Below are 23,014 nucleotides of genomic sequence, written 5' to 3' on the forward strand. Positions count from 1 at the left end.
CCGGACACCCGCCACCGCCCCGCACCACCGCCGGTCACCTCGCCGCTCACTCACCGGCGAGGTGACCGGCGCCACCGTGCGCGGGGCCCGCGCGGTCAGCGGAAGTCCTCCTCGCGGTACTCGTCGGCCGAGCCCGCGGCCGTGGCCTCGCGCAGCTCGATCCGGCGGATCTTGCCGGAGACGGTCTTGGGCAGGGTGCCGAACTCCAGCCGGCGGATGCGCTTGTAAGGGGCGAGCACCTCACGGGAGTGCTCGAAGAGGACCTTCGCGGTGCCGGGACCGGGCTCCCAGCCCTCGGCGAGCACGACGTACGCCTTGGGCACGGCGAGCCGCAGTTCGTCCGGGGCGGGCACCACGGCGGCCTCGGCCACCGCCTCGTGCTCCAGCAGCGCGCTCTCCAGCTCGAACGGACTCACCTTGTAGTCGGAGGACTTGAACACGTCGTCGCTGCGCCCGATGTAGGTGAGGTAGCCCTCCTCGTCCCGGGTCGCGATGTCCCCGGTGCGGTAGTAGCCGCCCGCCATGGCCTCGGCCGTGCGGTCCGGGTCGCCGTGGTAGCCGGTCATCAGGCCGGCCGGGCGCTCGGCCAGATCGAGGGCGATCTCCCCCTCGGTGACACCGGGCGCGCCGGAGACCGGGTCCAGCAGGACCACCCGGAACCCGGGGCTCGGCCGGCCCATGGAACCGGTCTTCAGCGGCTGGCCGGGGGTGTTGGCGACCTGCACGGCGGTCTCCGTCTGGCCGAACCCGTCCCGGATGGTCACCCCCCAGGCGCGCCGGACCCGTTCGATGACCTCGGGGTTGAGCGGTTCGCCGGCGGCCACGGCCTCGCGGGGCGGGTTCGCCAGCCGGGTCAGGTCGGCCTGGATGAGCATCCGCCACACCGTCGGCGGGGCGCAGAAGGTGGTGACGCCGGCGCGGTCCATCTCGGCCATCAGCCGGCCGGCGTCGAAGCGGGTGTAGTTGACGACGAAGACGGTCGCCTCCGCGTTCCACGGGGCGAACAGGTTGGACCAGGCGTGCTTGGCCCAGCCGGGCGAGGAGATGTTCAGGTGGACGTCGCCGGGCCTGAGCCCGATCCAGTACATGGTGGACAGATGGCCGATCGGGTACGAGGTGTGGGTGTGCTCGACCAGTTTGGGGCGGGCCGTCGTGCCCGAGGTGAAGTAGAGCATCAGCGGGTCGTCGGCCAGGGTCGGGCCGTCCGGGACGAAGTCGGCGGGGGCCGCGTAGGCGTCCTCGTACGGCTCCCAGCCCTCCTCGAGCAGGCCGCCGACGCTGATCCGGGTGTAGCCGCCGGGCACGTCGTCGAACTTGGCGGTGTCCTCCGCCCGGACGACGGCGTGCCGGACCCGGCCCCGCTCCACCCGGTCGCGCAGATCGGCGGGGCCGAGCAGCGGGGTGGCCGGGATGACGACCGCGCGCAGCTTCATCGCGGCCAGCGCGGTCTCCCACAACTCGGCCTGGTTGCCGAGCATGACGAGGATCCGGTCCTCGGCGGCGACCCCGCGTTCGCGCAGCCACCGGGCCACCCGGTTGGAGCGCGCGGACAGTTCGGCGAAGGACAGCCGGGTCTCGGTGCCGTCCTCCTCCACGATGTGCAGCGCCGTGCGGTCGTTGCCCTCGGCGATGACGTCGAACCAGTCCAGGGCCCAGTTGAAGTGGCCGGGCCGGGGCCAGCGGAAGCCCTCGTAAGCGGTGGCGTAGTCCTCGCGGTGCGCCAGCAGGAAGTCCCTGGCTTCGCGGAACGTCTCGGTCGCCGTCATCCACGTCCTCCTCGGTACCGGACCATTGCCGGGCGGCTCCCCGGCATCGTCTAATCCGTGATGCGGGTCTCACTACCCCCGAACGGGGTGGACCGCACCGAAGGAGCGTCAAGGTGGCAGCACAGGCCGTGGCGGCGACGGAGACACGCGACACGCCGGCCCGGCCGCGGCGTGCCGCGGGGCCGCCCGTCGCCTTCGGCGGCCCGGTGGCTCCCGGCCGGCCGCACTGCCGCGTCAGCGAACCGAGCGGCCCGGCCAGGGCGGCACCGCGCCCGCTCCCGGTGGCCTCCGGCACCGGGCCGGGCGGCAGGGCGGTGGCCCCGGTCCGGCCGATCGGTTACCGGTCGCTGGACGCGGCGGTGGCGGTGGCGCGGGACGTGGGGCAGGCGCTGGTGGTGGGGGACGAGGAGCGGGAGTCGCCGGCCGGAGTCCGGTCCGGGCGGGCGGGGTGCCGTCTGGCAGGCGGCGCGCGCGGTGTCGCGGGTGCCGGTGGCCGGGAGCGCCGGACCGGGGCCGATCGCCGGGTGCGGGGCGCCGGTCACGCCGCCATGAGCCGGGGGCGTGACCCTGGCGCCACGCGAACCGGACGTGCTGTCCTGGGGGGTGGGAGCCACCGACGCGGCGGTGGCAGGGCGGTTGGGCACCGGCCCGGAGACGGGCGAGAGGCATCCGCGTCCGGCGACGCGGAATCCGGGCGCCCGCACACGAGGGGAGGCGGTGAGCGCGGTCCGGGGGGCGGGCGGGCCGCCGTGGCCCGAAGACGGTTGGGAAACCTGCCCATTCATCCCGCGCCGCTTTGAATTTCCTTCGGCCTGACCGTTTGTTATTTCCCTCACCACGGCTTCCGTCCGAATTTCAGGGATCGTTGCCTAGAATTTGGCCCGGACACGACACAGGAGGGGAGCGGTGACCGTGCGACGGGACTTCCAGGAGTCTGCCAGGTGCCGCCCCGACCTGGTCATCGGCCGCGAGGAGCTGTTCGCCGGCGCCCGTCGGCAACTCGCCTCGGGGGGCAGTGTGCTGCTCCACGGCCCGGCCGGAATAGGGAAATCCACCGCTCTGCGGGCATTGGCCGAGGAATACGGCGCCACCGCGCGCACGGTCTTGCGGTGCTCGGCGACGGAGTCCGAATCACATCTGCCCTTCCTCGCCCTCGCCGATCTGCTCGGCCTGGTCCTGGACGAGGTCTCCCCCCGGCTGCCCGCCGCCCAGCGCACCGCCCTGGAGTCGGCGCTCACCGGCCGCGGCGAGTCCAGCCTCCAGCGCGACGGCCTCGCGCTGCGCCTGGCGGTGCTCTCCGCGCTGCGCGCGCTCGCCGCCGACGGCCCGGTGCTGGTCGTCGCCGACGATCTGCAGTGGCTGGACCCGGCCAGCGCCGAACTCCTCGGCTTCGCCGCCCGGCGCCTTGAGGGCACCCCGGTGCAACTGCTGTGCGCGGTGCGCACGGAGGGCCAGGAGAGCCAGGAGTACGACCGTCAGCTGCGCTCCTGCCCGCCGGGCACCCTCGCCGTCCGGCTCGGCCCGCTCACCCGCGCCCAGGTCGCCCAGCTGCTCGACCACCGCGGCCACGGCTGCCTGCCCCGCTCCACGGTCCGCGAGATCCACCGCACCAGCGGCGGCAACCCGCTGTTCGCCCTCGAACTCGGCCGCGCCCTCGCCGACAGCCCCACCCCGCCCCGGCCCGGCGAGCCGCTGCCCGTGCCGACCTCGCTGCGCGCCCTGGTGCTCAGCCGCCTGGACATGCTCTCGGTGGAGGCCCGCCGCACCCTGCTGGTGGCCAGCGCCGGCGCCCGCCCCACCCCGGCGCTGCTGCGCGCGGCCGGCCGGGAGAACGCCGAGGCCGAGTGCGCCCAGGCCGCCGAGCTCGGGCTGCTGGCCACCGAGCCCGACGCCCCCGCCGTACGGTTCGCGCACCCGCTGATCTCCGCCGCGCTGTACGCGGAGGCGCCCGCGCACGAGCGGCGGGCGGCGCACGCGGCGCTGTCCACCGCCGCCTCCGACCCGATAGAGCGGGCCCGGCACCTGGCCCTGGCCACCACCGGCACGGACCCGGAGGTGGCCGCCCGGCTCGCCGAGGCCGCCGCCCTCGCCCGGGACCGCGGGGCGCCCTCGGTCGCCGCCCAGCTCGGGCTGCTCGCCGCCCGGCACACCCCCGCCGAGGGCAGCCCGGGTCCGGAGGAGCGCCGGCTCGCCGCCGCCGAGGACGCGATCACCGCCGGGGAGGTCGACCTGGCCCGGGACATCGCCCGGGAGGTGCTCACCCGGGCGAGTGTGCCCGCCGACCGGGTGCGGGCCTGGATCATCGTCATCGACACCGCCGGCCACACCATGGCCGAGGTCGACGCCGTCTTCCCGCAGGCCCTCGCCGACGCCGGGGACGACCCCCGGCTGCTGGCCCTGGTGCACTACCAGCTGGCCTGGCGGGCGCTGATCGTGGAGGGCGACTTCACCGAGGCCCGGCAGGCCGCCGCGCACGCCGCCGAGCTGGCCGCGCGCGGCCAGGACCGGCGCACCGAACTGCTCGCCCTGGCCTTCCAGGCGCAGACCGAGACCCTGATGGGCCATCCGGAGGCACCGCGCACCATCAAACGGGCCCTGCGGGAGCCCCAGGACCCCCGGGTGGCCTGCCATCACAACGGCGCGGGCAGCGCCCGGTTCCGCTGGCTGGTGATGGGCGACCAGCTGGCCGAGGCCCGCACCACCGTCACCGCGCTGCTGCGCGAGGTGCGCCGGCGCGGCTCGGTGGAGAGCGAGGTGCACTTCCTGCGCGGCCTCGCCGAGACCGAGCTGCGCGCCGGGCACTGCGGGCGCGCCTTGGACCTGGCCCGCGACAGCCTGCGGCTGGCCCGGGACTCGGGCATCGGCGAGACCGCCTCGGCGATGCTCACCTCGCTGGCGGAGGCCTCCGGCGGCGATGTCGACCGGGCGCTGGCGCTCGCCCGGGAGGCGGTGCGGCACGCCGAGGAGGACGGCGACCAGATGTACCTCTCCCGGGCGCTGGGCGCCCTCGGGTACGCCCAGCTGGTGGCCGGGGACCCGGCGGGCACGGTGCGCTCGCTGCGCCGGGTGCGCAGCCTGGAGCTGGGGCTCGGCATCACCGACCCGGCCCGGGGCCGCTGGCAGGGGGACCTGGCCGAGGCGCTGGTCCGTACCGGTGAGGTGGCCGAGGCGCAGGACGTCATCGACGTGAGCCGGGAGCACGCGCTCCGGCTCGGCCGGGAGAGCGTGCTCGCCGTGCTGGACCGGTCCGAGGCGCTGGTGCGTCGCGCCCGGGGCGACCGGGAGGCCGCCGTCGCCCAGCTGACGTCCGCTCAGGACCGGCTCGGCAAGCTCGGCTACGGCCTGGAGGAGGCGCGGGCCGCGTTCGCGCTGGCCCGGCTGCGCGGCCGGGGCCCCGGCGCGGCGGCCTTCGACGAGGCCGCCCGGCTGTTCCGGCGCTGCCGGGCGCTGCCCTGGCTGCGCCAGGTGGAGGACGCGCTCGCCGCCCCCGAGCCGGACCCGGTGCCGGGCCGGGCGGAGGCACCGGCCGCGCTGGAGGTGCTGGCCGCGATGGAGCGTCAGGTCGCCGCGCTGGTCATGGAGGGGGCCACCAACCGGGAGATCGCGGCCCGGCTGTTCATCAGCGTGAAGACGGTGGAGGCGACCCTGACCCGGGTCTACCGCAAACTGGGCATCCGGTCGCGGGTCGACATCGTCCGATTGGCGGCGGCTCGGCGGGCGCGCTGAGCGAGGCCCTAGTTAACTGAACCGGACCGAGGGTTTTCCCTCACCCAGCCCCTTAGGGGGTTCCCTCATTGGGAGCCGTGGGTCCCGGGTCCTAGCGTAAAGGGCGTGCCGCTCGCCCGGGCACACGGGGTCGGTCCTGCGACCTCCCCGTGCACACCCTCCACCGACACCCGCGCGACCCCCCACCGGTGCAACCCCCACTGAGGAGACTCATGTTCGGGCACAGACGTGTGAGAAAGACCGCCGCGACCCTGGTGGCCACCGCCGCCGCCGCGGCGACCGCGTTGCTCGCCTCCCCCACGGCGAGCGCCGCACCCCAGCCCATCGTCGGCGGTACGACCACCACGACGACCGCGTACCCGTTCATCATGCAGGTCACGGACGCGTCCCAGAACCAGTTCTGCGGCGGCACCCTGGTGTCCCCCACCAAGGTCGTCACCGCCGCGCACTGCATGGTCGGCGAGACCACGAGCAGCGTCCGCGTGGTCGGGGGCCGCACCTACCTCAACGGCACCAACGGCACGGTGAGCCGGGTCAGCAAGATCTGGATCAACCCGGGTTACACGGACGCCACCAACGGCGACGACGTGGCCGTGCTGACCCTGTCGACGTCGATGCCGTACACCACGGCCAAGTACGTCTCCTCCTCGCAGACGAGCGTCTACGCGGCCGGCACCTCGGCCCGCATCCTCGGCTGGGGGACCACCTCGGAGAACGGCAGCTCCTCCAACCAGCTGCGGACCGCGACCGTGCCGGTCGTGTCCGACTCCAGCTGCCGTTCCTCCTACGGGTCGGACTTCGTCCAGTCCGACATGGTGTGCGCCGGATACTCCTCCGGCGGCGTGGACACCTGCCAGGGCGACAGCGGCGGTCCCCTGCTCATCGGGGGCGTCCTGGCAGGGATCACTTCCTGGGGCGAGGGGTGCGCGGAGGCCGGTTACCCGGGTGTCTACACCCGGCTGACCACCTTCTCGGACCTGGTGACCGCGCAGGTCAACTCGTAACCCGGAAGACTTCCCGAGCACCCCTCGGGGATGTGCCGGGGGGCGTTGCGGGCCACCACGAGCGGCCCGCAACGCCCCCTTTCCAGTGCCCCGGGACCCCCGGGGCCCCGCTACGTCCGGTCGCACACCGACGGCAGCCAGGTCAGACCCCGGGTGCCGCTGAGGGTGTCCAGGGAGCCGAGCAGGCGGTCCAGGCGGTCGGGGTGGGCGAGGAATTCGATGGCCGCCTCGGCGAACGCGTCGCGCACCGCGGGCGGCATGGCGTCGGAGGCGTCGAAGCAGTGCGCCGCCTTCTCGTCGCGCAGGGCGGCGGCGAGCGAGCGGTGCCAGGCGGAGCCGGAGCCGCCGACGGCGGGCGGCAGACCGGCGTGCACGGAGAAGCCGGACTCCCCCTCGCTCCAGGCCCGTTGGGCGCCGGCCGAGGCCAGGTGGCGGATCAGCTTCCGCGCCTGCGGGGTGTCGTGCAGCAGGGCGACGAGGTCCCCGGAGACCTCCCAGGCGCGCGGGGCGGCCCCGAAGAGCAGCTCGGCGGAGGAGACGTAACGACCGTCGGTCTGCCGCCAGGCGGGCCGGCCGCGGATGAACGACGCCTGGTGTTCCAGCACGCAGCCGCGCGGGCGGGCGCTGACCGGGTCCGACGCCGACTGGTACGGGGTCTTCAGGGCCCGCCGGACGAGGTCCGGGTCGCCGCCGGCGCCAACGAGGTCGCCCCAGGCCGTCCAGGCCGACCTCACCTGCGGGGAACGCCAGGGCAGATCGCCGCGCGCCCAGCGTTCGTAGGCGGCGGGGCCGTGGCGCTGGAGCAGGATGTCCTCGATCCAGTCGGTGCCGGGCCAGCCGCTCGTGGCGCCGGAGCCCATGCCGACGCACCACGCGGCCGGCCGGCGCACGGCGTCCCGCAACTCCCGTTCGCCGAGGCCGGCCGGGTACCAGACGATGCTCTTCAGGTCGGCCTTCAGCGGGAACCAGTACACGTGCCCGTCCGTCAGCGGGGTGGCCCAGGACGGTCCGAAGTCCGCGTGGCGCACCAGGTCTTCCAGTGGCACGAGGTGCTTCTGCCGTGCGTACTCGGCGAGTTCGCCGGGCCCGGTGAGCACCACCACGTCGGGCGGGGTGCCGGCCTCGACGTCGGCGCCGAGCACCTGGCTCTCGGCGTTGCTGCCCTGGTAGTCGACGCGGATGCGGTACTTCCGTTCGAAGGGCTCGATGACCGCCTCGCGGAAGTGGCGCTCGTCGCCGCCGGTCCAGTTGGCCAGCAGGGTGACGGACGGCTCGTGCCCGAGGGCGCGTACGCCCGCCACGGCGACCGCGGCCAGGACGGCCAGGCAGCTCGCCACCACGGTGACGACGCGGGCCGGACGGCGGGAGCGGCGGGGCCGGGGGCCGGGGGCGGCCGTCACCGGGCCGCCGGGGCGCGCGCTCACCGGGGCCTGAACCGGTAGTCGTTGATGTGCCGCCTGAGGCCCGTCTCGGCCAGTGCCATCAGCAAGGCGCCTCCTATCAGGATCCACACCGCCGCCGCCGCGCGGAAGCCGGTGCCGGACAGGTACGAGGCGGTGTGCCGCCCCGCGTCGGGGATGAGCCGCCCGGGCAGCGGGCGGTCGAGCAGGGTACGGGTGTCGGTCATCCCCGCTTGCGTCCACACGGTGAACAGCACGGTGACGGTGACACCGGCGAGCAACAGCAGCCCTGCGGCGATGAGTTGCCGGTTGTAGCGGCGCCGGAAGCGGTGGCGCAGGAAGCGCTGGGTCTCCAGCAGCGCGGCGGTCAGGGCGAGGGCGAGCAGCAGGGTGACGCTCCAGGCCAGCCACAGCAGCGGGCCGAAGGAGGTCTGCCGGTGCACGGCGGCGCGCTCCTGCCGTTGCAGGGCCCTCAGCCGGTCCTGTATGCCGGCGCCCTTCTCGGTCAGGACGCTGGTGGCGTAGCTGAGGTACGCCTCGCGCAGGACGCTGCCGTCGGGCTGGAGTTGGGACTGCTGGACCTTGACGGCGTAGACGGTGATGAGACCGGCCACCGTCTGGAGGGCCTGCCGGCCGCCGGGTCCGCCGAGGTCGTCGTCGGCCGCGGCGGCGGCGAGGCTCTGCACGGCGACCGAGATCTGCTTCTGGAAGTCGCTCGTCGGAGCCGGCTGGGCGGCGGCCCGCTGGGCCTGGCCGAGCGCGTACAGCGCGGTGTCCAGGGACAGCACGGCCGGGGCGGTGGAGGAGCGCAGCGGGTCCGCGCCGTCGTGCACGCCCTGGTACGACACGAACAGCGACAGGGTGAGCAGGGCCGACAGGGCCAGCAGCAGGCGGTGCCGGAGGGCCAGGTCGCGCGCGGTGGTGCTGCCGCCGTCGGCGGGCCGGGTTCCGGCCCCGGTGGCCCAGGAGACCGGCCGGGAGACGAGCCGGGCGAGGCGGCCCGCCCATCGGCCGGGCGTACGGCGGCCGGACCGGGGCTGCCGGGAGGACGGGGACTGCGGGGAGGACGAGGACTGCGGGGAGGACGGGGACTGCGGGGAGGCGGGGGGCGGCTGGGACGGTGGGTGGACGGGTGAGCCGGTGGGTGCGCCCGGAGCCGTGCCGCGCCCGCCCGCGCCGGGTGTTCCCGCGTTGCCCGGGTTCATGCCGGTGCCCCTCTCAGCAGGCGCCCGCAGTCGCCTCCGCAGTACAGGGAGTCGGCCGGTCCCAGCCAGCGGCAGTCGGGGCACTCGATCAGTCCGTCCGGGCGGACGGGCGGCGCGCCTCCTGGACTTCCGCTGCCCGGCGCCGCGTGACCCGGAGCCGCGTGCCCCGGCGCCGCATGGCCCGGCACGAGGTCGCCCGCCGCAGGGTCGCCCGGGTCCGCGTCGGCCGGAACCGCGCCGCCGTCGTCACGGCTCCCGGGAACCGCGGCCCCCACCGGTTCCGGCACCCCTGCCGCACTCCCCGCCCCTCCGACACCCCCACGCCCCGCACCCGAAGACGCCCTGCCGCCGCCCTCCCCCGAGTACCGCTCCGGCGGAGTCGTCAGGGCGCTGGAGAGGATGAGGTGCTGCCAGTCGACGTCCTTCAGGCCGGGTCGGATGCGGCCGGTGCCCGGTGCGGACTCGATGAGGCGGAGCGCGCCGAGCAGTTGGGCGTCGCCCAGCTCGGCGGCCAGGGCGAGGGCGCGGGCGAGTTCGCGGTCCGCCGTCTCCCGGCCGTCCGCGCCGCGCAGCCAGGCCCGGTACGCCTGGGCGACGGCGGCGCTCGCCCGCTGGTACAGCTCGTGCCGCCGGACCCCGGGGTGCTGCCGGGAGGCGTCGAGCGGATCGTCGGTCCAGCGCACCAGGATGGGCCGGGGCGGCGGCAGCCGCAGCGGGCGCCGGACGCCGGGTACGTCGATCTCCACGGCGGCCAGCTGGAGTTCCTCGCCGCTCTCCCGGCCGGTGGGGTCGGCGGTCAGGACGACCTGGAAGTGCCGTACCTCGTCGCCCCAGGCCCGGGTGACGTACTCCGCGGCCCGTCCACCGGGGCTGGCCGGGACGGGTCGCAGCTCCTGTTCGTTCGGCACCACCTGCTTGACCTGGCGGATCACCGTGCCGGGGGTGGTCGGGGTGAGCCGGATGCGCAGTTCGGGCACCGCCGTGCCGAGCAGCCCGGCGATCAATTCCTCGTAGGCGGCGGTGAGTTCGGACTCCCGGCGGACGGCCCGGGCGCGGCCGTGCAGCCGCCGGGTGATGGCCAGCAGCAGTTCGGCGTCCCAGTCGTCGCCGATGCCCCAGGCATCACAGACGAACTGGCCCGCGCAGGCGTCGAGCACGGACTGAAGCGGCCGGTGGGAGCGGTGGTCGTGCTCGTTGCGGCCGTCGGTGAGCAGCAGGACGTGTTTGACGGGCGCGGGCTGGTCCTTGAGCAGCCGCCGGGCGAGGTCGAGCCAGGCGCCGATGGCGGTGCCGCCGTCCGCGTCCAGGAGGCGGACCGCGCGTTCGGCGGCCTCGCGTTCGCCGGGCCGGGCGACGGCGAGCACCTGGCTGCCGGGGCCGGGGTGCACCACGGTGGCGTCGAACCGTCCGGCGAGGACGGCGAAGGCGGTGCCGAAGGGCAGCATCCGGACGGCGGCCGCGGTGGCGTCCTTGGCCGCGTGGAGTTTCGCCGGCGGGTGGAGCATCGAGCGGGAGGTGTCGACGATCAGCACCTCGGCGAGGGCGGGTCCGGTGCCGGGCGCGGGGGTGGCGTGCGGCGCGCCCGCCGGGCCGCGGACCCCGATCTCCAGGATGGCGTGCATCTCGCGTTCGCGGTGGTGCCCGGCCGGGTCGGGCAGGGCGGGCAGTTCCGTCCGCTGGCCGACCTCCAGCGTCACCTCGGTCTCCTCGGCCACGGTCATCGCTGTCTCTCCCGGAGCTGGTGGGTGGGTCAGAAGGTGGTCATCGGCCGGACGGCGTGGGCGAGGTCGAGCAGCCGGCCGTGTTCCCCGGCGGTGCGGGCCTGCGCGGCGAGCTGCCGGAAGGACTGCTCCAGCCGGGCGCGCAGCCCGTCCTCGTCCCCGTCGCCCAGCAGGTCCCCGGCCGGGAAGTCCCGTCCCCAGCCCTGGGCGGGTCGGCTGTGCAGGGCGTTCTCGCGGACCTCGGCGATCAGCCGGGCCCGGGACTCGCCGTCGGCGGCGCCGCCGTCCAGGCGCAGTTCCGGCAGTCGCCGGGCGGCGTCGCGCAGGCCGGCCGCGGTGGGCGGGGTGCCGTGCAGGATGCCGGCGCGGACGCGGACGGCGGCGATGCGGGCGGCGTCGTGGTGCCGGGAGGTGGCGGGGACCTCGTCGAGGACGTGCACGGCGGCGTCCCGGTCGCCGGCCGCGAGGTGGCCGCGGGCCAGGCCGAACGCGGCGGCGGTGTGCGCGAAGTCCCGTCTCCAGACGGCCTCGTAGTACCGCATGGCGCGGGCCGGGCGGGTGCCCGCGGTGTGCTCGGCGCAGTGGCCGAGGGCGAGCTTGGGCACGTACTCGCCGGGCAGCGCCTGGTGGACGGCGTCGAAGCGGACGCCGGCCAGGTCTACCTCGCCCTTGCTGAGGTGCAGTACGCCGTGGTGCCAGGCGATGCGCCAGTCGTGGGCGGCGGCGCGTTCGCCGAGCAGGGTCTCGGCCTCGGCGAGCCAGCTCTCCGCCGCTCGCTGCTCGCCCTTGCGCAGATAGGCGCGGCACAGCCACAGGGCGGTCTCGGGGGTGCCGAGGCGGGATTCGCGGGGCCACTGCCGGGCGACCCGGTCGGGGGCGTCGGGCGGGAAGGAGTCGAGCAGCAGCGCGGCGCCGTCCTCGGGGTCGGGTAGGGGCTCGGGCAGGGCGCCGGCCACCTCGACGGGGTGGGGCGGGGAGACGTCGAGGGCGGCGGGCCGGCCGTCGGCGCGGCGGGTCCAGTGGCCGAGGGCGGGGATGGCGCCGAGCCCGGCGTCGAGGCCTGCGCCCGAGGGGCGGAACAGGGTGGAGCTCTCGGGAAGCTGTTCGCCGAACCGGAGCGCGCGGAACTCGCGCAGCACCTCCCAGAGCTGGCGGGACATCTCGGCGGCGGAGCGGAACCGGGCGCGGGGTTCGGCGTGGGTGGCGCGGGCGATGACGCGGCGGAAGGAGTCGGAGGCGAGGCCGCGGGCGGGTTCGGTGCCGCGGGCCAGGGCCTGGAGGGTCATGCCGACGGTGTAGAGGTCGCTGTCGACGTGCCAGCCACGGCGGTCGACCTCCTCCTTGGGCGGGGCGAAGCCGGGCGTGTAGACGTAGGCGGAGGCGCGGTCGCCGATGGCGCGGACGGCACCGAGGTCGACGACCTTGACGGCCCGGCCGAAGTGGATGACGTTGGCGGGCTTCATGTCGCAGTAGAGCAGGCCGCGTTCGTGCATGTACTGGAGGGCGCCGAGGATCTTGCAGCCGTAGGTGAGGACGTGGTCGAGGCGGGGACGGCCGTGGAAGATCCGTTCGATGTCGTCGGCGTCCATGAGCTGTTGCAGGGAGCGTCCGCCGATGTAGTCCATGACGAGGTAGCCGGTGGCGGGGTGGCCGGCGCTTCGGTGTTCGGCGTAGGTGACGATGCGGACGATGTCGGGGTGGTGCAGGGCGGTGAGGGAGCGGCGTTCCTCGACGGCGGTGTGGCGGGCGAGGACGTCGTGGACGTTGATCTGGCCCTTGAGGACGACGCGGTGGCCGTCGGCGCGGGTGTCCTCGGCGAGGTAGATCCAGCCGAGGCCGCCGTGGGCGAGGCAGCCGAGCACCTTGTAGTGGTCGGCGACGACGTCGCCGGGGGCGAGCTGGGGCAGCAACGAGTAGGGGGTGCCGCAGCGGGGGCAGCGGCCGGTGGCGCGGGCGGGCTGGCCGCCGTAGCCGACGCCGATGGTCATGGTGCAGCCGCCGGCGCCGCAGCGGCGGCCCCCGGTGGGCGGCCGGGGGTCGGTGAGGAGGACGTCGTCGGGGGCGGGGACCTCGGGCAGGACGACCAGTCCGTGCTGGTCGAGTTCGCCGAGTCCGGCGACGGCGTGCACGGCCGCCGGTCCGGGCGGCTCCTCGGCGGCGGTCGCGCCCGTGGGCCGCGCGGGCGGTCCGGTTTGGGGGCCGGGGTGCGGTCCGGTGCGGGGGCCGGGGTGCGGTCCGGTGCTGAGGCCGGGGTGCGGTCCGGTGCGGGGTTCGGCGTGCCGGTGGCCACAGGTGTCGCAGTAGCCGGTGGCCATGATGCGGCCCGCGCAGCCGGGCCGGACGCACGAGGTCACGAGGCGCCCTCCTCCTCCGGTGCGGTGGTGGAGCAGAAGCCGACGAACCGTTCGACGGCGGTCTCGGCCCGCTCGATGTCGCAGGGGGTGTGCCGCAGCAGTGACAGCGCCTCCTCGTAGAGCCGGTACGCCGTCATGACCCGGTCGCCGTGCGCGGCGGCCCGCTGCCGGCACAGCGGCCATTCGGCGCCGACGCGGCCGAGGAGTTCGGCGCGGCGGCGCAGCCGGGCGTCGAGCAGGCCGATGGCGTTCTCCAGGCGCCGCCGGCGGCGGGCGACGGCGTCCTCGAAGGTGAACAGCAGGCCGGCCGCGGCGGGGTCGCGCTCCGGGTCGGGGGTGTGGGCGACCCAGGCGCGCAGCATCCGGGTGCGCCGTACGCCGGCCTCGGCCCGGTCCAGCAGCGGGCGGGTGCCGGGTCCGGGCAGGACGCGGTCCCGGCGGGTGTCCAGGGCCGGGCCCAAGTCGTCGGTGATGCGGTCGAGTTCGGTGTGCAGCCGGGCCCAGCGGTCGCGCAGCGGGCGGTGGACGAGCAGGTCGGAAGCGCGGGCGGCGCGCTCACCGGGACTGCGGAAGGCCAGCAGCAGCCGGGCGCCCTGCCGGGCGAGCCGGTCCAGCAGGGCGAGCAGAGCGTCGGGGTCGGCCGCCTCGTCGACGCCGGCCAGCACGGCGGCGAGCGGCAGGCGCAGGGTGCCGAGCCGTTCCGGGCGGGGGTCGTCGCGGATGCCGAGGCGCTCGGCGATCCGGTCCATGACCTGGGCGGTGGTCAGGTCCTCGACGTCGAGCGCGAGGTCGTGGGCGCCGGCGGGCGGCACGGTCTCGGGCGGGTCGTGGCTGACGGCGCTGGTGTTGCGGTGGGTGCGCAGTTCGCGGTCGGCGAGGGTGACGGCGCGCTGGAGGGTGAAGGCGCGGTCGCCGCCGGCGGGGACGACGGTGACGAGCACCGGCCAGCCCTCGCCGCGGAACCAGGTGGCGAGTTCGGTGGCGAAGGGCACGTCGAGCCGGCCGGCGGCGGGGCCGGTGCCGGTGCGCAACCGGGGGTCGACGGCCTCGGGGCCGTCGGACCAGGCATCGACCTGGGGCAGGTGGCTGAGGATGGTCTCGGTGGGGCTCATGTAGCTGAACGCGGAGCCCGGCCCCTCGTCGACGCTGAGGACGATGCCGATGACCCGGTCGGTGGCGTGGTCCACGACTCCGCCGCCGCTGAAGCCGGGTGCTGCCAGTTCGCCGGGGGTGAGGGGGCGCAGTTGCACCTGGCTGTCCCGGCCGCGGGCGGCGACCAGGGTGGCGCCGTGCCAGCGCCCGCCGTCGTCGCCGTCCGGGAAGCCGTACATGCTGACGGGTCCGTGCGGGGCGGCGAGGCGGTGGAGCCGGGTGGTGTGTCCGGCGGGCAGGGGCGGTGCCAGGCGCAGCAGGGCGAGGTCGCCGCTGCGGTCCCCGAAGGTGTCCTGGCGCTGGGGCACGTACTCGTCGGGGCGGACGGTGGCGGTGACGGGGCCGAGGCCGGGCACGCCGACCAGGCGGACGGTGTAGTGGTGGCCGGGCCGGACGACGTGGGCGGCGGTGAGGACCCGTTCGGGGGCGAGCAGCACCCCCGCGCCGAGGACCCGCCCGTCCGGCGTCTCGATGCGCGCGATCCAGGCGGGTGTCCGTAACCGTGCCGTGCCGACTCGCTCCCCCGTGCGCGTCATGGTCCCTGAGGTTACTCGGAGTACCCGGTCGGTACTACTGGTGTGCACGGGGACTTTGCCCGGTATCACCCGAGGGGGTTCGAACTGTTGCGCTATACACGCAGTGTATAGTCCGGGCATGCCTCTCTTGACCGACACGATCGCCACGCCGCCGCACGCGCCCAGGAAGATGCACGGAACGGGCCGGAGGTTGCGTCGCCGGGCCCTCGCCTCCGCGGCGGCCGCGGCCGGCCTGACGCTGACCCTGGCCGGCTGCGCCCAGGTCGACACGACCGCCCCGAGCACCGTCCGCGCCGAGGCGGCACAGGGCGCGCCGGCCAAGTTCGGCAGCGCCGACTGCCGCAAGGCCAAGTGCATCGCGCTCACCTTCGACGCCGGGCCCAGCGAGAACTCGGCGCGGCTGCTCGACATCCTGAAGGAGAAGAAGGTCCCGGCCACCTTCTTCCTGCTCGGCAAGCGGCACATCGAGAAGTACCCGGAGCTGGTCAAGCGGATGGCGGCGGAGGGCCACGAGGTCGCCAGCCACACCTGGGACCACAAGATCCTCACCAAGATCTCGGACAAGGAGATACGCGAGGAGCTGAACCGGCCCAACGAGGCGATCGAGAAGCTCATCGGGCACAAGCCGACCCTGATGCGCCCGCCGCAGGGCCGCACCGACTCCAACGTGCACGAGATCTGCAAGGAGCTGGGCCTGGCGGAGGTGCTGTGGAGCGTGACCGCCAAGGACTACAAGACCAACGACTCGGCGCTCATCACCAAGCGCGTCCTGGAGCAGTCGTCCCGGGACGGCATCATCCTGCTGCACGACATCTACGACGGGACCGTGCCGGCCGTGCCCGGCATCATCGACGCGCTGAAGCAGCGCGGCTACGTCTTCGTGACGGTCCCCCAGCTGCTGGCACCCGGCAAGGCGGAGCCCGGCAAGGTGTACCGCCCGTAGCCCCTACGGCGGCGGCGCCGGGGCACGGCGGACCGGTGGTGCCTACGATCGTGCCGTGCCCCCTTTCTCCCTCACGCGTACGGTGCCCCTCCCGCCGGACGAGGCGTGGCGCCGGCTCACCGAGTGGCCGCGTCACGCCGGCGCCGTCCCGCTGACCCGGGTCAGGGTGCTCACGCCCCCGCCGACCCACGTGGGCACGCGGTTCGTCGCCCGGTCCGGGGTCGGCCCGTTCGCCGTGGACGACGTGATGGAGGTGACGCTCTGGCGCCCGCCGGCCGGGGACGCGGGCGGGATGTGCCGGCTGGAGAAGCGGGGGCGGGTGGTCCTGGGCTGGGCGGAGATCGAGGTCCGGCCCGGCCCCGGGGGCGGCAGCCGGGTGGTGTGGCGGGAGGAACTGCGGGTCGGCTTCCTGCCCCGGTTCTCCGACGGAGCCTTGCGAGGCGCCTCCCGCCTGCTGTTCGGCCGCGCGGCGGACCGGCTGCTCCAACGCCCCTGAGCGGCCGCCCCGGCCCGGGACGGCCGTACGCACCCGACACCACGTAGCCCGTCCGCCCAGCGGACGGCGGGAGTTCGGGCACAGGTCCTCGGGCGGCGGATGCGCGGCCTCGGGGGGAGGGCCCGGTGCGTGGCCTCGGCGATCCGCGCGGCCGTCGCCGCCTCCCCATGGGCGGCGACGGCCGGCGCGGTCGCGCACACCGGCCGGGCGGGACCGTCCGCCCGGCCGGTGTGACGAGGATGCCGTTGTCGCCGCCACGGGTCAGGCCGGTGGCGAGGGCATCCTCGTCGCCGTACCGGAAGCGCCTCAGGACGGTCCTGCCCGTCCGTCGGCGCCTGCCGGCACAGCGCGTGTACGGCGCCCCACGCACCCCTCGGCAGACCGAGCCGGCCGCCGGGCCGGTCGGGTTCCCCGGCGATGCGGCGACCGCCGGTCCGCCGAGGGGCGTGGGGGCCTGGGCGGGCTAGTGGACTCCCAGCCAGCCCTCGATGGGGTTGAGGGCGAAGTAGACGAGGAACACCACCGTGAGCCCCCACATGAAGGCCCCGATCTCCCGTGCCTTGCCCTGGGCCACCTTGATGGCGACGTAGGAGATGACGCCCGCGGCGACACCGGTGGTGATGGTGTACGTGAACGGCATCAGCACGACGGTCAGGAAGACCGGGATGGCGGTGGCGCGGTCGGCCCAGTCCACGTGCCGGGCGTTCATCATCATCATGGCGCCGATGACGACCAGGGCGGCGGAGGCGACCTCCTGCGGCACGATCGCGGTGACCGGGGTGAAGAACAGGCAGGCCGCGAAGAACAGGCCGGTGACGACCGAGGCCAGCCCGGTGCGGGCGCCCTCGCCGACACCGGTGGCCGACTCCACGAACACCGTCTGGCCGGAGCCGCCCGCCACACCGCCGACGGCACCGCCGGCGCCGTCGATGAACAGCGCCTTGGACAGGCCCGGCATCCGCCCCTTGTCGTCGGCGAGGTTGGCCTCGGTGCCGACACCGATGATGGTGGCCATCGCGTCGAAGAAGCCGGCCAGCACCAGGGTGAAGACGATCATCCCGACGGTCATCGCGCCGACCTCGCCCCAGCCGCCGAACTCGACGTCGCCGAAGAGCGAGAAGTCAGGCATGGAGACCGCGCTGCCGTGCAGCTCGGGCGTGCCGTTGGCCCACTGCTTGGGGTCGATGACACCGGCGGCGTTCAGGATCAGGGCGACGACGGTGCCGCTGATGATGCCGATGAGGATGGCGCCGGGGAAGTTCCGGGCCTGGAGCATGAAGATCAGCAGCAGGGTGCCGGCGAACAACAGGACCGGCCAGCCGGTGAGTTCGCCGGCGGGTCCGAGGGTGACGGGGCCGCCCTTGCCCTGGTGGACGAAGCCGGCCTTGTAGAAGCCGATGAACGCGATGAACAGGCCGATGCCCATCGTGATGCCGTGCTTGAGCGCGAGCGGGATCGCGTTCATGATCATTTCGCGCAGGCCGGTGACGACGAGCAGCATGATGACCACGCCGTACATCACACACATGCCCATGGCCTGTGGCCAGGTCATCTCGGGGGCGACCTGGGTGGACAGGACGCCGGAGACGGAGAGGCCGGCGGCGAGGGCGAGCGGTACCTTGCCGACGAAGCCCATGAGCAGTGTGGTGAAGGCCGCCGCGAACGCGGTCGCGGTGATCAGCGCCTTCTGGCCGAGCGTGTCCCCCGCCGCGTCCTTGCCGGACAGGATGAGGGGGTTGAGCAGGAGGATGTACGCCATCGCCATGAAGGTGGTGATGCCGCCGCGCACTTCCCGCGCGACCGTGGATCCTCTTCTGGTTATGTGGAAGTACCGGTCGAGCCAGGACCGGCCTGCGGGGACGCGGCTGCCTTCGCCCGCGTCCTCGGCGGCGGTCCTGGGCTCCACTGACTGGTGGGTCATGGGCCAACTCCCAAGGTTCATAGGGACACCCGTGCACGCCTGTGCGGCACGGGATTTGGGATAGACGACCCGGGGGACGGCCCGAGACGAACAGTGGGGGCCGGGGAGCGCGAGTCCCCCCGGAAAAGCGCCGGTCGCGACCCCTGGGGGTTACGCGGTTCCCGTGAGGTGCCCGGGACGTACCGGCGTGCGGTTGGGCTCGGGACCCGTCGCGTCCCGGATCGCCGCGAGGACGGCCGGGGCGGACGACAGGGCCGGGGTGGACGACAGGGCCGGGGCCTCGCCGGCGCCGCGCGGCCCGTACGGGGCGTGCTCGTCGGCGAGTTCGGGCACGCCGACCGGCACGGCCGGCGTGTCGAGGACGGTGGGGACCGGCTCGTCCGGGCGGAGCGCGTCGCGCTCGACGCCCGTGCGGAACGCGCCGACCGGGATCATCCGGGTCCCGCGGGCCGCCGACGCCACCTCGGCCCCGGCGCCGGCGGCGGGGAGCGCGGGGTGGGCGTCGCCGGCCGGCGAGGCCGTGCCGGGGCTGCCGCCGGCGCCGCCGCGGTTGCGGATCCGCGGGGAGGCGACCGTGTGCGAGGCGAGCGCGAGGCCCGGCAGCCCGGCACGGAGACTCCGCGTGATCGCGCCGTACGGGACGGAGGCGCCCAGCCGCACGCCCTGCTCGCCGGTCTCCCGCTCGTGGAGATCGCCGACCCGGTTCAGGCCGAGCGGGCGCCCGGGCCGCCGGTGGCCGAAGTCGGTCTCGACCATGACATCGGTGCCGCCCGCGATCGGCGCAGCGGTGGGGTGCTCGGCCTTGGCGGCGAGCGCCTCCTCCCGGCTGGCGGGGCGAAGGAAGTCCATGACCGGCTCTCTTCTTCGTCTCGTGAGTCGTGCGGATCGAGCCAATCCGTGTGCGGCGGGCGCGGCTCGTTCATGTGCTGTTCACGCGGAGTGGACTCAGTAGACCGCCCGGCGCTCCGGCCCGGTCAGTCACCGAAACCATGAAGGAGTTGGCTGGCCAGGGCAGGCATCTTGTAGATTCGTATGAACGGAGGCCATCGGTAACCTCTCCGATTTCCTGGGGAAACGCGGGAAACAGCGCGGAGGACCGCACCACGCCTCCCCGGGCGTCCGGTTCCGGGTGCCCCGGGACGGCCCCGGGCCCACCTTCCAAGATTCATCGTAGGTTTCGAGACAAAGAACGGCGGCGACGAGATGCGGCTGCGCGCACTGCTGGACACCGATGCGCTGGGCCTGCGGCTGCTCGGCGGCGAGGACGAGCTGGACCGCGCGGTACGCGGGGTCATGACCACCGACCTGCGCGACCCGAGCCGCTACCTCTCCGGCGGCGAGCTCGTGCTGACGGGCCTGGCCTGGCGGAGGGACGCCGCGGACTCCGAGCCTTTCGTCCGCATCCTCGCCCAGGCGGGGGTGGCGGCGCTCGCGGCCGGCGAGGCGGAGCTGGGCGATGTGCCGGAGGACCTGGTGCTGGCCTGCGCCCGGCACCGGCTGCCGCTGTTCGCGGTGCACGAGTCGGTGGCGTTCGCCACGATCACCGAGCACGTGGTCCGGCAGGTCTCCGGCGAGCGGGCCGGGGACCTGGCCGCGGTGGTGGACCGGCACCGGCGGATGATGACCTCGGGCCCGGCGGGCGGCGGCCCGGACGTGGTCCTGGACCTGCTCGGTTCCGACCTGGACCTGCGCGCCTGGGTGCTCTCCCCCACCGGCCGGCTGATCGCCGGCGCCAAGGTGGCGGGCCCGGCGCTGCCCGCCGAGACCTGCGCCCGGCTGGCCGCCGAGCACCTGGCGGCCAGCCGCACCGGCCGCCGCGGCCCGCACCGGGTCCAGCTGCACGGCACGACCTACTCCCTGTTCCCCATCCGCTCCTCCGGCCGCTCCCCGCAGGCCGCCCGCGACGTGCGGGAGACGGTGCTGTCGGACTGGCTGCTGGCCGTGGAGGCGGACGCGGGCGACTGGCCCGGGGAGCGGCTGGACCTGCTCCAGGGCGTCACCCAGCTGATCGCCGTCGAACGCGACCGCAGGGACGCGGCCCGCACGGTCCGGCGCCGGCTCGCCCAGGAGGTGCTGGAACTGGTGCAGACCGGCGCCGCGCCCGCCGAGATAGCCGCCCGGCTCCGGGTGGCGGCGCCGGTGCTGTTGCCCGGGCTCGGCGCGGCCCCGCACTGGCAGGTCGTGGTGGCCCGCGTGGAGTGGGAGGACGGCCACCAGGTCGACGGCGGCCAGGTCGCCCAGTCGTTGCTGGAGGAGGTGCTGGTCGACCCGCTGGCGACCGGCCCGGAGCCGTCCGACCGGATCGCCGTCGCGCACACCGGGGACGAGGCGGTCGCCCTGGTCCCGCTGCCCTCGGTCACCGCCGAGCACGACGGCTCGGAGGCCGGGCTGCTCGCCGACTCCCTGCTCCAGGCGGTGCGCGAGCCGCTGTCGGCGGGCCTGGACGACGACGGCCGGCTCACCCTCGGCGTCAGCGCGGCCGTGCACTCGGCGGAGGGCCTGCGCGGCGCCCTGGAGGAGGCCCGGCACGCCCGCCGGGTCGCCGCCGCCCGCACCGGCCGGGTGTGCGCGGCCGGCCACCAGGAACTGGCCAGCCATGTGCTGCTGCTTCCCTTCGTCCCGGACGACGTCCGCCGCGCCTTCACCGCGCGGCTGCTGGACCCGCTGAAGGACTACGACCGGCGGCACCGGGCCGAGCTGATCCCGACCCTGGAGGCGTTCCTGGACTGCGACGGCTCCTGGACCCGCTGTGCCACCCGTCTCCACCTGCACGTCAACACGCTGCGCTACCGGGTCGGGCGGATCGAGCAGTTGACGGGACGGGACCTGTCCCGGCTGGAGGACAAGCTGGACTTCTTCCTCGCCCTGCGCATGAGCTGAGGCCGGCGGGGGGCGCGCGGCGGCCTGCCCGGCCCCGCCCGCGCCCCCCTACTTTGTGAAATTTTTCACCCATCCTCTTGGCCGGGCCCGGCGATTGGTGCTGGAATGCCGCCACCACTCAACAGCTCGATGGCGTGCATGGGGAGGGCAACGTGGCGCATACCGCCATGTCTGGTGATGGAACGACCGATGACGATCCTGTCCAGACCGCGGTATGGCGGCTGCGCAGCCGGGCCTGCTGGGCCGACGCGGCGGCCCTGCTGCCGGCCGACCGGGCCGCCCCTGCCCTCCAGCGGGCCGCGCTGCTGGTCGAACGGTGTCTGTACACCGAGCGGGGCTGGGCCGAGGCGGAGGACGCGCTGCGCACGGCGGAGGCGCTGGCGCACACCGACGAGGAACGGGGCGCCGCCGCCTGCGAGCGGGGCCAGCTCGCCTACACGGCCACGCTGCACGGCGTCCGGGACCGCGCGGACGAGGCGCGGGCCGCGCTGGGCCGGGCGGCGGCGCTGCTCCCTCCGGGGTCGCGGGGGCGGGCGCTGCTGGACTTCCGCCGGGGGCTGGTCGCCGAGAACCTGACCCGCTCCCCGCAGGCGGCCCGCGCCGCGTACCGCCGGGCGCACGCGGCGGCGGGGGCGCACTCCGACGCGCTGCTGCTGTCGTTCACCTGGCGCCATCTGGCCGGACTCGCCCTGCGGGACGGGGAGTTGGCCGACGCGCGGCACGGCTTCGCCGAGTCCCTGCGGATCCGGGAGGAGCTGGGCTATCTGGTGGGCACGGCGCCGGCGCTGGTGTCCCTGGCCGACACCGAGGAGGAACCGGAGGCGTCCCGGTTGCGGGAGGAGGCGCGGCGGCTGTTCCGGCTCCTGGGCGGCGTCCCGACCTGGCTGGCACGCCAACTGGCCCCGCCGGCACCGGGGGTGGCCACGGCATAGGGGCGGCCGACGGGGCGGGGGCGGGGTGGTTCGGGGGCGTTGCCGGGTGCGGGTGCGTGGGGCCTGGCCGCGCAGTTCCCCGCGCCCCTGGGACGTCGCCGCCGACGCGCCCCGAAAGGGGCGCGGGGAACTGCGCGACCGGCCACGACGGACCTGCACCCGGCAGCCGGTCCGCACCCCACCGTCACAGCCCGCGGCCCGACCGCACCGCCCGCGAGGGCTCAGCCCGACCGCACCGCCCGCGAGGGCTCAGCCCACGCCTGCGAAATGGCGGCGCACCAGCGACCGAACCCCGTCCACGTCCCCCGCCGCCAACGCGTCCAGCAGGGCCACGTGTTCGGCCGCGTCGGCGACCAGGGCGGCCCTGCCCCGCCGGACCGGGGGCCACTGCGCCCGCCGGTGCAGGTCCTCGGCGATCCGGACCAGCTGCTCGTTGCCCGCCAGCGCGAGCAGCGCCCCGTGGAAGGCGCGGTCGGACTCGGCGTACGCCGCCGGGCAGCCCGTGGCCGCCGCCCGCACCGTCTCCTCCGCGAGCGGCCGCAGCCCGGCCCACCGCTCGGCCGGCACCGTACGGGCGAGCCGTACCATCACCGGTACCTCGATGAGCGCGCGCACCTCCGCCAGCTCGGCCAGCTCCCGCGCCCCGCGCTCGACCACCCGGAAGCCGCGGTTGGGCACGACCTCGACGGCGCCCTCCAGCACGAGCTGCTGCATGGCCTCCCGCACCGGGGTGGCCGAGACGCCGAAGCGCTCCCCGAGCACCGGCGCCGAGTACACCTCGCCCGGCCGCAGCTCGCCGGTGACCAGCGCGGTGCGCAACGCGTCCAGGATCTGCCCGCGCACCGAGGAGCGCTGGACCGGAAGCGGCCGCCCGGCGGGGTCCGGCCCGTCCAAGGCCGCGACCGGCCGGCCCGGGGAGCCCTGCACGCCCTGCTTCACGGGTCCTCCTGGCGGCTTGTCGGTACTTGGGGTCATTGA

General features: G+C 75.2%; 14 protein-coding genes and 1 pseudogene. 6 read left to right on the top strand and 9 right to left on the bottom strand.

Going from position 1 to position 23,014, the window contains the following annotated elements:
- Positions 1-95 precede the first annotated feature (95 nt).
- Entirely contained in the window at positions 96-1,766 is a 1,671-nt protein-coding gene (locus tag Srubr_RS20935; protein ID WP_189990360.1) for an AMP-binding protein, read from the bottom strand.
- Positions 1,767-2,672: 906 nt separating this feature from the next.
- On the opposite strand from Srubr_RS20935, the gene Srubr_RS20940 reads away from it, so the two are divergent.
- Positions 2,673-5,492, top strand: coding sequence for an ATP-binding protein (locus Srubr_RS20940; protein WP_189990358.1), 2,820 nt, complete (start codon positions 2,673-2,675; stop codon positions 5,490-5,492).
- A 212-nt stretch (positions 5,493-5,704) separates the two neighbouring features.
- Positions 5,705-6,496, top strand: a complete 792-nt coding sequence (locus Srubr_RS20945; protein ID WP_189990356.1) for a S1 family peptidase — start codon at positions 5,705-5,707, stop codon at positions 6,494-6,496.
- Positions 6,497-6,606: 110 nt separating this feature from the next.
- Here Srubr_RS20945 and Srubr_RS20950 read toward each other — a convergent pair whose 3' ends face one another.
- The 5 genes from Srubr_RS20950 to Srubr_RS20970 are packed head-to-tail and all read right to left on the bottom strand — an operon-like array spanning position 6,607 to position 14,864.
- Positions 6,607-7,920, bottom strand: a complete 1,314-nt coding sequence (locus tag Srubr_RS20950; protein ID WP_189990354.1) for an ABC transporter substrate-binding protein — start codon at positions 7,918-7,920, stop codon at positions 6,607-6,609.
- Positions 7,917-9,101, bottom strand: a complete 1,185-nt coding sequence (locus Srubr_RS20955; protein WP_229926449.1) for a hypothetical protein — start codon at positions 9,099-9,101, stop codon at positions 7,917-7,919. Before Srubr_RS20955 ends, Srubr_RS20950 begins: the two co-directional genes overlap by 4 nt.
- Positions 9,098-10,822: a VWA domain-containing protein gene (locus Srubr_RS20960; protein WP_189990353.1), complete on the bottom strand. Its 1,725-nt coding sequence runs from the start codon at positions 10,820-10,822 to the stop codon at positions 9,098-9,100. Before Srubr_RS20960 ends, Srubr_RS20955 begins: the two co-directional genes overlap by 4 nt.
- 29 nt (positions 10,823-10,851) lie before the next feature.
- The gene (locus tag Srubr_RS20965) at positions 10,852-13,176 is read right to left on the bottom strand and encodes a serine/threonine-protein kinase (RefSeq protein WP_189990351.1); all 2,325 of its coding nucleotides are present in this window, start codon (positions 13,174-13,176) and stop codon (positions 10,852-10,854) included.
- Complete coding sequence (locus tag Srubr_RS20970; protein ID WP_189990349.1) at positions 13,173-14,864, bottom strand: trypsin-like peptidase domain-containing protein; 1,692 nt, start codon at positions 14,862-14,864, stop codon at positions 13,173-13,175. The genes Srubr_RS20965 and Srubr_RS20970 overlap by 4 nt, the downstream gene beginning before the upstream one ends.
- A gap of 169 nt (positions 14,865-15,033) precedes the next feature.
- Here Srubr_RS20970 and Srubr_RS20975 point away from each other — a divergent pair, with 169 nt between their 5' ends.
- A complete protein-coding gene (locus tag Srubr_RS20975) occupies positions 15,034-15,807 on the top strand; it encodes a polysaccharide deacetylase family protein (protein WP_229926484.1) in 774 nt (257 codons plus the stop codon).
- A 55-nt stretch (positions 15,808-15,862) separates the two neighbouring features.
- On the top strand, positions 15,863-16,303 hold the full coding sequence (locus tag Srubr_RS20980; RefSeq protein WP_189990345.1) for an SRPBCC family protein: 441 nt from the start codon (positions 15,863-15,865) through the stop codon (positions 16,301-16,303).
- Positions 16,304-16,766: 463 nt separating this feature from the next.
- Here Srubr_RS20980 and Srubr_RS20985 read toward each other — a convergent pair whose 3' ends face one another.
- Together Srubr_RS20985 and Srubr_RS20990 are read right to left on the bottom strand one after the other, a co-directional pair.
- A complete protein-coding gene (locus Srubr_RS20985; RefSeq protein WP_189990343.1) occupies positions 16,767-18,224 on the bottom strand; it encodes an NCS2 family permease in 1,458 nt (485 codons plus the stop codon).
- A 360-nt stretch (positions 18,225-18,584) separates the two neighbouring features.
- Positions 18,585-19,073, bottom strand: a pseudogene (locus tag Srubr_RS20990) (FAD binding domain-containing protein); the annotation flags it as partial.
- Positions 19,074-19,427: 354 nt separating this feature from the next.
- Between Srubr_RS20990 and Srubr_RS20995 the strand changes: the two are divergent.
- Positions 19,428-21,104 (top strand): PucR family transcriptional regulator, encoded by a 1,677-nt coding sequence (locus Srubr_RS20995; RefSeq protein WP_189990340.1) that lies wholly within the window; start codon positions 19,428-19,430, stop codon positions 21,102-21,104.
- Between the two features lie 167 nt (positions 21,105-21,271).
- The gene (locus Srubr_RS21000) at positions 21,272-22,036 is read left to right on the top strand and encodes a hypothetical protein (protein ID WP_189990337.1); all 765 of its coding nucleotides are present in this window, start codon (positions 21,272-21,274) and stop codon (positions 22,034-22,036) included.
- Positions 22,037-22,285: 249 nt separating this feature from the next.
- On the opposite strand, the gene Srubr_RS21005 is transcribed toward Srubr_RS21000, so the two are convergent.
- Positions 22,286-22,975 carry a GntR family transcriptional regulator gene (locus Srubr_RS21005; protein WP_229926448.1) on the bottom strand — a complete coding sequence of 230 codons (690 nt, stop codon included), beginning with the start codon at positions 22,973-22,975 and terminating at the stop codon, positions 22,286-22,288.
- Positions 22,976-23,014 lie beyond the last annotated feature (39 nt).

Source organism: Streptomyces rubradiris, from assembly GCF_016860525.1.
Classification (GTDB): domain Bacteria; phylum Actinomycetota; class Actinomycetes; order Streptomycetales; family Streptomycetaceae; genus Streptomyces; species Streptomyces rubradiris.

Excerpts from the sequence above, each read along its gene's own strand:
- Srubr_RS20935 (WP_189990360.1), bottom strand. The coding sequence starts at position 1,766 with ATGACGGCGACCGAGACGTTCCGCGAAGCCAGGGACTTCCTGCTGGCG.
- Srubr_RS20960 (WP_189990353.1), bottom strand. The coding sequence starts at position 10,822 with ATGACCGTGGCCGAGGAGACCGAGGTGACGCTGGAGGTCGGCCAGCGG.
- Srubr_RS20955 (WP_229926449.1), bottom strand. The coding sequence starts at position 9,101 with ATGAACCCGGGCAACGCGGGAACACCCGGCGCGGGCGGGCGCGGCACG.
- Srubr_RS20970 (WP_189990349.1), bottom strand. The coding sequence starts at position 14,864 with ATGACGCGCACGGGGGAGCGAGTCGGCACGGCACGGTTACGGACACCC.
- Srubr_RS20975 (WP_229926484.1), top strand. The coding sequence starts at position 15,034 with ATGCACGGAACGGGCCGGAGGTTGCGTCGCCGGGCCCTCGCCTCCGCG.
- Srubr_RS20985 (WP_189990343.1), bottom strand. The coding sequence starts at position 18,224 with ATGACCCACCAGTCAGTGGAGCCCAGGACCGCCGCCGAGGACGCGGGC.
- Srubr_RS20945 (WP_189990356.1), top strand. The coding sequence starts at position 5,705 with ATGTTCGGGCACAGACGTGTGAGAAAGACCGCCGCGACCCTGGTGGCC.
- Srubr_RS20995 (WP_189990340.1), top strand. The coding sequence starts at position 19,428 with ATGCGGCTGCGCGCACTGCTGGACACCGATGCGCTGGGCCTGCGGCTG.
- Srubr_RS21000 (WP_189990337.1), top strand. The coding sequence starts at position 21,272 with ATGTCTGGTGATGGAACGACCGATGACGATCCTGTCCAGACCGCGGTA.